Annotated in this window: 1 protein-coding gene; it reads right to left on the bottom strand. The window is 51.1% G+C overall.

Annotation, left to right across the window (positions count from 1 at the left end):
• Positions 1–11: 11 nt before the first annotated feature.
• A partial coding sequence (locus AC1RPX_RS08125) for a hypothetical protein (RefSeq protein WP_481763391.1) occupies positions 12–231 on the bottom strand: 220 nt, incomplete at its 5' end.

Genomic DNA, 231 nt, shown 5'->3' with positions numbered 1-231 from the left:
ATGCACCTCTTTTATCCAACGAATGTGTGCCCCTTCTCGGCGGCCTCGATTCGTTTGTCACGTCGTTCCTGTGCGGCCTCGCTAAGCTGCTGGAAACGATAGACCGGTATATCATCGGGTGGATAAAATCCGTACTCCGACGCAATTAGCTTATACCGCTCCATCGTATCCTTTGAACTATTCAAAGGGAAAAAAGCGGTGGGCGGCCAGAGACAGCTTCGTCTCTGAAAC

The organism is Dellaglioa sp. CoH-56-MRSF-14, from assembly GCF_056782115.1.
Note: the sequence above shows the minus strand (reverse complement) of the source record. Positions and strands in the feature narration are given on the sequence as shown.